Origin of the sequence: Nocardioides halotolerans DSM 19273, from assembly GCF_000422805.1 — a bacterium.
In the GTDB taxonomy this organism is placed as follows: Bacteria; Actinomycetota; Actinomycetes; order Propionibacteriales; family Nocardioidaceae; genus Nocardioides; species Nocardioides halotolerans.
In genome coordinates this window covers 412,552-423,336 of the sequence record NZ_KE383922.1, presented here as the reverse complement: position 1 = coordinate 423,336, position 10,785 = coordinate 412,552, and the positions used below count along the sequence as shown (strand labels likewise).

At 72.5% G+C, this 10,785-nt stretch carries 11 protein-coding genes; all 11 read right to left on the bottom strand.

Translation table 11 applies throughout. The features are described 5' to 3' along the window. Positions 1-140: 140 nt before the first annotated feature. The 11 genes from G514_RS0112625 to ald all read right to left on the bottom strand — a co-directional run bounded on the left by G514_RS0112625 (position 141) and on the right by ald (position 10,782). Positions 141-530, bottom strand: a complete 390-nt coding sequence (locus G514_RS0112625; RefSeq protein WP_028652035.1) for a VOC family protein — start codon at positions 528-530, stop codon at positions 141-143. Between the two features lie 4 nt (positions 531-534). Further along, on the bottom strand, positions 535-1,326 hold the full coding sequence (locus tag G514_RS26560) for a helix-turn-helix domain-containing protein (RefSeq protein ID WP_036564641.1): 792 nt from the start codon (positions 1,324-1,326) through the stop codon (positions 535-537). A gap of 72 nt (positions 1,327-1,398) precedes the next feature. Then, positions 1,399-2,160 (bottom strand): pseudouridine synthase, encoded by a 762-nt coding sequence (locus tag G514_RS0112615; protein ID WP_028652034.1) that lies wholly within the window; start codon positions 2,158-2,160, stop codon positions 1,399-1,401. Beyond that, complete coding sequence (scpB, locus tag G514_RS0112610) at positions 2,157-2,837, bottom strand: SMC-Scp complex subunit ScpB (protein ID WP_028652033.1); 681 nt, start codon at positions 2,835-2,837, stop codon at positions 2,157-2,159. The genes G514_RS0112615 and scpB overlap by 4 nt, the downstream gene beginning before the upstream one ends. Beyond that, positions 2,834-3,772 (bottom strand): segregation and condensation protein A, encoded by a 939-nt coding sequence (locus G514_RS26555; protein WP_036564640.1) that lies wholly within the window; start codon positions 3,770-3,772, stop codon positions 2,834-2,836. Before G514_RS26555 ends, scpB begins: the two co-directional genes overlap by 4 nt. Next, the gene (locus tag G514_RS0112600; protein ID WP_028652032.1) at positions 3,769-4,125 is read right to left on the bottom strand and encodes a hypothetical protein; all 357 of its coding nucleotides are present in this window, start codon (positions 4,123-4,125) and stop codon (positions 3,769-3,771) included. The genes G514_RS26555 and G514_RS0112600 overlap by 4 nt, the downstream gene beginning before the upstream one ends. Further along, positions 4,110-5,021 carry a ParA family protein gene (locus G514_RS0112595; protein WP_051247409.1) on the bottom strand — a complete coding sequence of 304 codons (912 nt, stop codon included), beginning with the start codon at positions 5,019-5,021 and terminating at the stop codon, positions 4,110-4,112. The genes G514_RS0112600 and G514_RS0112595 overlap by 16 nt, the downstream gene beginning before the upstream one ends. Positions 5,022-5,570: 549 nt before the next feature. After that, positions 5,571-5,873: a GNAT family N-acetyltransferase gene (locus tag G514_RS0112590; RefSeq protein WP_036564639.1), complete on the bottom strand. Its 303-nt coding sequence runs from the start codon at positions 5,871-5,873 to the stop codon at positions 5,571-5,573. A gap of 139 nt (positions 5,874-6,012) precedes the next feature. After that, on the bottom strand, positions 6,013-8,565 hold the full coding sequence (locus G514_RS0112585) for a DUF3516 domain-containing protein (RefSeq protein WP_051247408.1): 2,553 nt from the start codon (positions 8,563-8,565) through the stop codon (positions 6,013-6,015). Between the two features lie 112 nt (positions 8,566-8,677). Beyond that, the gene (xerD, locus tag G514_RS0112580; RefSeq protein ID WP_028652028.1) at positions 8,678-9,604 is read right to left on the bottom strand and encodes a site-specific tyrosine recombinase XerD; all 927 of its coding nucleotides are present in this window, start codon (positions 9,602-9,604) and stop codon (positions 8,678-8,680) included. Positions 9,605-9,657: 53 nt separating this feature from the next. Further along, positions 9,658-10,782, bottom strand: coding sequence for an alanine dehydrogenase (gene ald, locus G514_RS0112575; RefSeq protein WP_028652027.1), 1,125 nt, complete (start codon positions 10,780-10,782; stop codon positions 9,658-9,660). Positions 10,783-10,785 lie beyond the last annotated feature (3 nt).

The following is a 10,785-nucleotide window of genomic DNA, read 5'->3' as shown; positions in this document are numbered from 1 at the left end:
CAGCGACCCGGTAGTTCCGAGCGCAGCTCGGCGCCCCGCGATCGGCCTCCGAGCCGCGGCGCCCGCGCCGCAGCGAGTGCAGCGAGCGAGGCGCCGCGGAGCAGTCGCCGCGGATTGGGGGCCGAAGCTCGCGGGGGTGTTCAGCCCGGCTGGTAGTCGCCGAAGGACCAGTGGTTGCCCTCGGGATCGGTGACGCTGCCACCGCGGCCGCCGTAGTCCTGGTCGACCACGTCGCGCACCACGGTCGCGCCGGCGGCGACCGCCCGCTCGAACGTCGCGTCGACGTCGTCGGTGACGAGGTATGCCGCCGAGCCGCCGACGTTGTCGATCACCCCGTCGGGCCGCCTGGAGCCGAACATGATCCCGCCGCCGCCGGGCCACAGCCACTCGGCGTGGGTGACGACCGACGCGTCGTCCTCGTCGCGGTAGGTGGCGTGCTCGGTGAAGCCGATCGCGGTCAGCCACTCCATCATCCGGGTGGCATCGGCGAAGGACATCGAGTGCCAGAGCCTGGTGTCGTGTGCAGTCATGGGTTCAGCCTGCGACGCCGCCACGCTCCGGGTCTTGGAGGAATGGGAACTCCTCGCGGAGCCACGTGGTCGGGGGGCAGCCGGCGAGGTCGGTCCACTCCCGCGCGAGGTGCCCCTGGTCGGCGTACCCGCACTCGGCGGCCACCCGCGCCAGCGGCCGGCGTCCGATGAGCGCGCGGGTGGCCTCGAACCGTGCGATGCGCTGGTAGGCCTTCGGCGCCAGCCCGGTCTCCTGCCTCACCAGGGAGCTGAGTCGGCGTCGGCTGTAGCCCACCGCGTCGGCGACCTCCTCGACCCGCTCGCCACGGGTCAGCCCGGCCAGGGCGCGACCCACCTCGTGGCGGGGGCGGGCATCCCCGTGGTGCGCGAGCGCCCCGCCGAGGGCCCGCAGCACCACCCCGACCCCTCGCAGGAGGGTCGTCTCCTGCAGCCGCTCGGGCAGGTCGGCCAGCGCCGGCGCGACGTCGTCGAGCTCCAGCAGCTCGCCGGCGAGCTCGGCAGCGGGCACGCCGAGCAGCGCGCGTGCTCCGGCCGTCGTCAGCCCGAGCTGGATGCCGCGCTGGGTGCCGTCGTGGTGGATCGCCGCCGGGCCGGCCGCGAGCCCCGAGACGGTCGACCAGCGCCTCGCCCGGCTCGTGCCGTCGCCCCAGCCGACGTCCAGCGCCTCACCCACCGGCAGCACCAGCGTCAGGCTCGTGGTCGGCAGCCCGCGGTGCACCCCCGGCGCCCCGAGGTCGCTGTCGTAGGCCACCAGCGAGGTGACGTACGGCGCCAGCGCGTCCGGAACCGCTGCCATGGACCGATGGTCCCAGAGCTTCCGACACGGCTCGCGCGTCGGGCTCCCGAGGACGTCCAGGTCCCAAGATCCCTACAGCTGGGTCTGGTCCAGCAGGTCGCCCAGCTCGTCGTTCGTCAGGTCACGCAGCTCGCCCGACTTGAGCTGGCCCAGGCGCACCGGGCCGATGCGGGTGCGGGTGAGCCGGGTGACCGGGTGGCCGACGTGCTCGAGCAGTCGCCGGACGATGCGGTTGCGGCCCTCGTGGATGACGACCTCGACGATCGACTTGCCGGTGCCGTGCTGCACGATCCGGGCCCTCGAGACCGTGACGGGGCCGTCGTCGAGCGTGACGCCGTCACGGAGCGCGCGCAGCGTGGCCTTCGTGACCTCGCCGGTGACCTCGGCGACGTAGGTCTTGTCCACCTCGTACGACGGGTGGGCCAGTCGCTGGGCGAAGTCGCCGTCGTTGGTCAGGATCAACAGGCCCGAGGTGTCGGTGTCGAGCCGCCCGACGTGGAAGAGCCGCTCGGACCGGCCGGCCTCGGTGACCACGTCGGTGAGCGTGCGGCGCCCCTCGGGGTCGGACATCGTGGAGACGACCCCGCGCGGCTTGTTGAGCGCGAGGTAGACGTGTGCCGAGACGGGTGGCAGCCGCTTGCCCTCGACGCGTACGACGGCGGTGGCCGGGTCGACCTTGGTGCCGAGACGGGTCACGACCTCGCCGTCGACGGTGACGACGCCGGCGAGCATCAGCTCCTCGCACCGGCGACGAGACGCCACGCCCGACTGGGCGAGCAGCTTCTGCAGCCGGACCAGCCCGTCGTCGTCGGTCGCGATCGACGGGTCGGTCACGTGGGTTCGGTGCCCCCGTCGGGCTCGGTGCTCGGCCCCGGCTCGGGCGTCTCGGGGTGCGGGTGGGCGGCCAGGCTCTCGAGCTGGTCCTCCATGTCGGCCAGGTCGGGGAGGTACGGCGCCAGCTCGGGCAGCTCGTCGATGGACTCGACGCCGATCCGCTCGAGGAAGTAGCTCGTGGTGCGGTAGAGGTGGGCGCCGGTGGAGGTGTCCTCCCCCGCCTCCTCGACCAGGCCGCGGGTGAGCAGCGTCCGCATCACGCCGTCGACGTTGACGCCACGGATCGCCGAGACCCGGGCGCGCGAGACCGGCTGCTTGTAGGCGACGACCGCGAGCGTCTCGAGCGCCGCCTGGGTCAGCCGCGCCTGCTGGCCCTCCAGCACGAACGCCTCGACGACGCCGGCGTACTCCTCGCGGGTGTAGTAGCGCCACCCGCCCGCGACGTTGCGCAGCTCGAAGCCGCGGCCCTGCTCGGCGTACTCCTCCGCGAGCAGCTGGAGCTCGGCCACGACCTCCTCCACCGGGTAGCCGACCGCGGTCGCCAGCGACACGGCGTCGAGTGGCTGGTCGGCGACCATCAGCACGGCCTCGAGCGAGCCGCGCAGGGCCGCGAGGGGTACGTCGACCAGGGTCTCCTGCGCGGGAGCCTCGGCCTCGCTGTCGGTCACGGTGCTCATTCTGCCTCCGGGGTCTCGGCCGCCGACGCCTCGGGCAGGTCCTCGGGCGCTTCCATCGGCTCCGACTCTGCCTCTAGCTGGGCGTCGGCAGTCGCCTCGGCCTCGGGCGGCACGCCGTCGAACTCGTCGGAGACCAGGTCGTCGACGTCCGCGTCGTCGTCGCCGGTCCAGCGGATCGTCAGCTCGCCCAGCGGGGTGACCTGGTCGAACCCGACCGCGCCCTCGCGGAACAGCTCGAGCAGCGAGAGGAACCGCGCGACCGTCGTCAGCGTGTCCGGCGAGTCGCCGCACAGCGCCCGGAACGTCATCGCGCCCTGGCGGCGCAGCCGCTCGACCACGATCGCCGCCTGCTCGCGCACGCTCACGCGGGCGGCGTGGATGTGGCTCAGCCCGAGCTCGAGCACGGGCTTGGGCTCGAGCGCCTTCGCGGCGAGCGCCGCGAACTGGTCGAGCCCGATGCCGATGAGCACCTCGGGCAGGAGGTTGGCGAAGCGGTCCTCCAGCCCCACAGCGCGCGGGTGCCGCCTCGACTCCCCCGCCAGGCGCTCCTCGAGCACAGCGGCGATCCCCTTGAACGCGCGGTACTGCAGCAGCCGGGCGAACAGCAGGTCGCGGGCCTCGAGGAGTGCGAGGTCCTCCTCGTCCTCGACGTCGCCCTGGGGCACCAGGCGCGCGGCCTTGAGGTCGAGCAGGGTGGCCGCGACGAGCAGGAACGACGAGGTCTGGTCGAGGTCCCACTCCGGGCCTGCGGCCTTCACGTGGGCGATGAACTCGTCGGTGACCCGCGACAGCGCGACCTCGGTGATGTCGAGCTTGTGCTTGGAGATCAGGCTCAGCAGCAGGTCGAAGGGGCCCTCGAAGTTGTCGAGGTGCAGCTCGAAGCCGACTGCCTCGGCCGCCTCCGCTGCCCCGACCGGCTCGGCGGTGATCGTCATCCCTCGTTCAGGCGGCGGACCAGCGCGCTCGCATCGCCGTTCTGCTCCAGGTCGGCGAGCACGAGGTGCAGCGCCTCGCGCACCAGACGGCCGCGGTCGACGGCGAGGCCGTGCTCGGCGCGCAGCGCGAGCCGGGCGTGCTCGAGGTCGAGCAGCTCCTGGGCGGTGACGTAGACGGTCATCTTCTCGTCGTGCTTGACCCGGCCGCTGGGCTTGCGCGGCGCTTGCGGCTCGACCTCGGGCTCCGGCTGGTCGGGTACGGCGTGCACCGGCCCGCGGGCCTTGGCGGCCTTCTCCTCCTGGGTGGCGCGGAACAGGTCGTCGGCCGAGGGCAGGCTCACTCGTCGGGCCATCGGCTGAGCACCTCCTTGGCGAGCTGGCGGTAGGCCTCGGCGCCCGCGGAGGAGCTCGCGTAGGTCGTGATCGGCTCGCCGGCGACCGTCGAGTCGGAGAACTTCACGGTCCGGCGGATCACGGTGTGGAAGACCGTGTCGCCCCACGCCTGCACCAGTCGCTCCATCACCTCGCGGCTGTGCAGCGTGCGGCCGTCGAACATGGTGCCGAGCACCCCGTCGATGCGCAGCCGCGGGTTGAGCCGCTCGCGCACCTTGTCGATCGTCCCCTTGAGCAGCGCGACGCCGCGCAGCGCGAAGTACTCGCACTCCAGCGGCACGATCACCCCGTCGGAGGCGGTCAGCGCGTTGACCGTCAGCAGCCCGAGCGAGGGCTGGCAGTCGATGAGCACGACGTCGTAGTCGTCCATCGCCGGCGCGAGCACCCGCATCAGGGTCTGCTCGCGGCCCACCTCGTGGACCAGCTGCACCTCGGCGGCGGAGAGGTCGATGTTGGAGGGCAGGAGGTCCATGCCGGGCACGCCGGAGGGCACGACGACGTCGTGGAGCGTCACGTCGGGCTGCATGAGCAGGTTGTAGACGGTGTGCTCCATCTCGTGGGGGTTGAGCCCCAGGCCCACCGAGAGCGAGCCCTGCGGGTCGAAGTCGACGAGCAGCACCTTGCGGCCGTACTCCGCCAGCGCGGCACCGAGGTTGATCGTGGTCGTGGTCTTGCCGACCCCGCCCTTCTGGTTGCACATCGCGATCACCCGGGCGTGGCCGTGGGTGGCGAGCGGCTTGGGCTCGGGGATGACCGGCATCGGCCGGCCGGTCGGGCCGCGCTCGCCGATCGTCGCCGGGACGACCGGCGCTTCCGGCTCGGGCTCGCGTCGTTCGAGGGGCAGGGGCTCGGTCATGGGGGGCTCTGTCGTGGGGGAAGGGGCGGGGGAAGGTGTCGCAGTCGGTGCCACCGGAGGCGCGGGTGGCGCGGGAGCCATGGCCGAGGGTGCGGGCACGGAGGCGACGGGCTCCGTGACGACGGGCTCCGTGACGACGGGCTCTGTGACGACGGGCTCTGTCGCGACGGGCTCGGCCACCGCAGGGGCGGCGGGCGGTGGCGGCGGAGGCGTCGAGACCATCGGCGGCATCTCCGGTGCTGCCGCTCCGCGTCCGAACCGTGCTCCGAACCGGTGCCCGCGCTCGCTCATCGAGTCCTCCACCCTGGCTGTGCTGTGCTCGGCTGTGCCGGGCTGTCCGAGGCCCAACCTAATTTGTCGACACGGCGACTTGTGGCCGACGCGCCCGGACTTTAGGCGCGGCTCTCGGAACCGGACAAGGGGAACGCGGGATACCCCCAGGCGACTCCGAAATCTGTGGAGGGACGGTGGTATCCGGGGCGCTCACCTGCACAGGATCGGCTCTCCTGTGCACTGACCTGTGGAGAGCGAACCGACCTGTCCCGCGTGCTACCCCGCGTGCTCCAGCAGGTCGCGGTAGTCGGGGTGCCGGTCGATCCAGCCCTTGATGAAGGGGCACCGCGGCACCACCTTGCGCCGCCCGTCGGCGCGGACGGCGTCGAGCGCGCCCTTGGCCAGGGCCGACCCGACTCCCTTCCCCTCGTACGCGTCGTCGACCTCGGTGTGGGTGAACACGATGAGGTCGTCGGCCGTCTCGTAGTACGCCGACCCGGCCAGCTCACCGTCCACCCGCGCCTCGAACCGCTGCTCGTCCTCGTTCTGGCTCACCTGCACGTCCACGTCGTCGCTCACCCTCCCGAGCCTACGGACCCCGAGTCGGCGTTCCTGCTGACGGGTAGCACGCCGAGTCGGCGTTGCTGCTGACGAGTAGCACGCCGAGTCGGCGTTACTGATGAGCAGTAGCGCCGACTCGGCACGACGAAGGCGCGGGTCAGCCGTCCAGGCGGCGGAGCGCGGTGGCGAGAACGACGGCCTCGCCGGCGACGTCGGAGGCGTCGAGGTCGACGGTGGCCTCGATGACCCAGTCGTGGTCGCCGGCCGGATCGTGGAGGGTCTGGCGGACCGCCCAGGTCCGGCCGGTCGCCTCGACGGAGAGCAGGTCGGGGCCGCGGGCGTCGGCGTCGAGCCGGATCTCGTCGTGGTCGGCGTAGTAGCCCTCGAGGCCGGCGTCCCAGTCGGTCCGCGTCATCACGACCTCGAGCGGCGGGTCGGCGAGCTCGGCCGTCGTGGCCTCCAGGGCCGCCAGCCCGGCCACGTCGTCGCGGGCGGCCAGCTCGACCCGGCGCCACAGGGCGTTGCGGACCATCACCCTGAACGGCCGGGCCTGCGCCGAGATCGGCCGCGGCGGCGGCGGTGGCGCATGCCCGGCGACGCTTGCGCTGGCATGGGCGGGGTCGGCCAGCGCCTCCCACTCGTCGAGCAACGAGGAGTCGACCTGGCGCACGGTCTCCCCCAGCCACTCGACCAGCTCCTCGAGCTCGGGTGGGCGGTGCCGCTCGGGCACGGTCTGTCGCAGCGTGCGGTAGGCGTCGGTGAGATAGCGCAGCACCAGCCCCTCGGAGCGAGCCAGCTGGTAGCGGCCGATGAGGTCGGTGAACCCCATCCCGTGCTCCCACATCTCGCGGACCACCGTCTTCGGCTCCAGCGCGTCCGGGTCCAGCCAGGGGTGGCTCTCGCGGTAGACCTCGTACGTCGCCTCGAGCAGCTCGGCCAGGGGTCGCGGCCAGGTGATCTCCTCGAGCAGGCGCATCCGCTCGTCGTACTCGATGCCGTCGGCCTTCATCCCGGCGATCGCCTCGCCGCGCGCCTCGTGCTGCTGCGCCCACAGCACCTGCCGCGGCTGCTCGAGCACCGCCTCGATCACCGAGACGACGTCGAGCGCGTACGTCTCCGCCTCCGGGTCGAGCACGTCCAGCGCCGCCAGCGCGAAGTGGGCGAGCTCCTGGTTGAGCGCGAAGTCGTCGGGCAGGGTCACCGTGAGCACGTAGCGGCGCCCGAACCGGTCGGGCTCGTCGAGCCTGGTGAGGATGCCCGAGCGCACCAGCGAGCGGGCCAGCCGCAGGGCGCGGCGTGCGAGCCGGCGCTGCTCGCGAGCGTCGGAGTGATTGTCGGTGAGCAGCCGGCGCAGCACCGGGAAGGCGTCCTCCTCGCGGGAGAGGACGTTGACGAGCATCGCGTTGTCGACCTTCATCCGCGACACCAGCGGCTCCGGTACGCCGGCCACGAGCTTGTCGAAGGTCTGCTCGGTCCACACGACCGTGCCCTCCGGCGGCTTCTTGAGGTGCGCCTTGGAGTTCTTCTTCGGGTTGCTCGCGTTCTTCGCGGCCGCCTTGGCCTTGGCCCGCTCGTTCTCGATGACGTGCTCGGGCGCCTGCACGACGACGTACCCGGCGGTGTCGAAGCCCGCCCGGCCCGCGCGGCCGGCGATCTGCAGGAACTCGCGGGTGCGGAGGATCCGCTGCCGGCGGCCGTCGAACTTCGCGAGCCCGGTGAAGAGCACGGTCCGGATCGGCACGTTGATGCCGACGCCGAGGGTGTCGGTGCCGCAGATCACCGTGAGCCGGCCCGCCTGCGCCAGCTGCTCCACCAGCCGTCGGTAGCGCGGCAGCATGCCGGCGTGGTGGACGCCGATCCCCTTCTTCAGCAGCTTGGACAGCGTCTTGCCGAAGCCGGCCGTGAACCGCACGCCCGCCAGCCGCTCGGCCAGCTCCGGCGGCGGCTTCGCGAGGTAGGACGCCTGCAGCAGCGACGTGGCGTGCTCGACGGCGTCCTTCTGCGTGAAGTGCACGACGTACGCCGGCGCCTGGTGGGTCGAGACCAGCTCCTCCAGGGTCTCGGCCAGCGGGGTCAGCGCCCAGCTGAACGTCAGCGGCACCGGCCGCTCGGCGTCGGTGACCGAGGCCGTCTCACGGCCGGTGCGCCGGGACAGGTCCCCGGCGAGGTCCGACACGTCGCCGAGGGTCGCCGACATCAGCAGGAACTGCGCGTCCGGCAGCTCGATCAGCGGGACCTGCCAGGCCCACCCCCGGTCGGGCTCTGCGTAGTAGTGGAACTCGTCCATCACCACGAGCCCGACGTCGGCGCCGCGACCCTCGCGCAGCGCGATGTTGGCGAGGATCTCGGCGGTGCAGCAGATCACCGGTGCGTCGGCGTTCACCGAGGCGTCGCCGGTGAGCATGCCGACGTCGTCGGTGCCGAACGTCGCGGACAGCTCGAAGAACTTCTCACTGACCAGCGCCTTGATCGGCGCGGTGTAGTAGGTGACCTGGTCGCGGGCCAGGGCCGCGGCGTGCGCCGCCACCGCCACCAGCGACTTGCCCGAACCGGTAGGGGTCGCGAGCACGACGTTGCTGCCCGACAGCAGCTCCAGCACCGCCTCGTCCTGGTGCGGGTAGAGCTCGAGCCCCTGCTCCCCCGCCCAGTCGACGACGGCGGCGTAGACGTCGTCCGGGCTGTCGCCCGCTCGCACCTTCAGGAAGGGCACTCGCCAGTCCCATCTGCCTCAGGTTTCACCGGGTACCCGGAGAAACGGCCGCTGACCGTAAGGACCTCCGTGCGGTCAGGGCCAGTTTCACCGGGTACCCGGTGAAACTGCCTCACTCCCGCGCCCGGGGGTGAGCGCTGGCGAACACCTCGCGCAGGCTGTCGACGGTGACGAGCGTGTAGACCTGCGTGGTGGTCACCGAGGCGTGGCCGAGCAGCTCCTGCACCACGCGTACGTCGGCGCCGCCGTCGAGCAGGTGGGTGGCGAAGGAGTGGCGGAGCGTGTGCGGGGAGACGTCGGACGCGACGCCCGCGCGCTCGGCGGCGCGGGTCAGCACCGCCCAGGCCGACTGCCGGGAGAGGCGGCCGCCGCGCGCGTTGAGGAACAGGGCCGGGGTCCCTCCCTTGGTCGGGGAGCCCGTGGTCACCAGCTCGGGACGACCGCGGACCAGGTAGGCGTCGACCGCCGCCAGCGCGTAGGAGCCCACCGGCACGATCCGCTGCTTGCCGCCCTTGCCGCGCAGCAGCACGGTCTGGTCGACCGTGTCGAGGTCGTCGACGTCGAGCCCGACCGCCTCGGAGATGCGCGCGCCGGTGCCGTAGAGCAGCTCCAGCAGCGCCCGGTCGCGCAGCGCCAGCGTCGTGCCGGGCGCGCCGGCCGCCTCGAGGATGGCCTCGACGTCGGCCAGCGGCAGGGCCTTGGGCAGCCGCTTGGCCGGGGTCGGCGGCTTGACCGCGCTCGCGGGGTCGGCCGTGGCAAGCCCGTCGGCGAGGGCGAACTTGTGGAAGCCCCGCACCGCCACGACCGTCCGCGCCGCGGACGACGACCCGAGCGGCGGGTGGTCCGCGTCGCCCTCGCGCAGCGCGACGAGGAAGCCGGACACGGTCGCCTCGGTGACGTCGTCGAGCCCCTCGATGCCCGTGCGGTCGAGGTGCTCGAGGTAGCGGCGCAGGTCGCGGCGGTACGACGAGAGCGTGTTGGCGGCCAGGCCGCGCTCGACGGCGAGGTGGTCGAGGTAGGTCCGGACCGCCCGCGCGATCTCGGTCGTGGAGGACGTCGCGGGCGCCTCGGGAGCCGGTGCGGCCTCGGTGTCTACGCCAGCACCTCGTCGGGGTCGACCGCCTCGATCCCCACGGCCTCCCCCACGGGCTTGTTGGTCAGCCGGCCGTCGTGGGTGTTGAGGCCGAGCGCCAGGCTGCGGTCGGCGCGGCAGGCGTCCTGCCAGCCCTTGTCCGCGAGCGCGACCGCGTAGGGCAGCGTGGCGTTGGTGAGCGCGTACGTCGACGTGTTCGGCACCGCGCCGGGCATGTTCGCCACGCAGTAGAACGTCGAGTTGTGCACCTGGTACGTCGGGTCGGCGTGCGTCGTCGCATGGCTGTCCTCGAAGCACCCGCCCTGGTCGATCGCGATGTCGACCAGCACCGAGCCCGGCTTCATCCGCGACACGAGGTCGTTGGAGACCAGCTTGGGAGCGGCCGCGCCCGGGATCAGCACGGCGCCGATCACCATGTCGGCCTCCATCACCTGCTGCTCGAGCGCCAGCTTGGAGGAGGCGAGCCCGTGCACCCGGTTGTTGTAGCGCCAGAACGACATCCGGAGCTTGTCGAGGTCGGTGTCGAGCAGCGTGACGTCGGCACCCATGCCGAGCGCGATGTTCGCGGCGTTCTGGCCGCTCACGCCGGCGCCGATGATGACGACCTTGGCGTTGGCGACGCCCCCGACCCCGCCCATCAGCACGCCGCGGCCGCCCTGCGCCTTCATCAGCGAGTAGGCGCCGACCTGCGGCGCGAGGCAGCCGGCCACCTCGGACATCGGGTAGAGGAGCGGCAGCCCCCCGGAGGGCAGCTGCACGGTCTCGTAGGCGATGCCGGTGACCTTGCGGTCGACCAGCTCCTCGGTCAGCGGCTTGTCGGCGGCCAGGTGCAGGTAGGTGAACAGCAGCAGGCCCTCGCGCATCCGCGCGTACTCCTCGGCCACCGGCTCCTTGACCTTGAGCACCATGTCGACGCCGCCGTCGGTGCCCCAGGCCTCCTCGGCGGTGTCGACCATCGTCGCCCCGGCGGCGACGTACTCGTCGTCGTGGATCGAGGACCCCTCGCCGGCGTCCCTCTGGATGACCACGTCGTGCCCGTGGGCGACGAGCTCGTGGACGCCGATCGGCGTGATGGCCACGCGGTACTCGTGGTTCTTGACTTCCTTCGGCACACCTACCCTCATGGG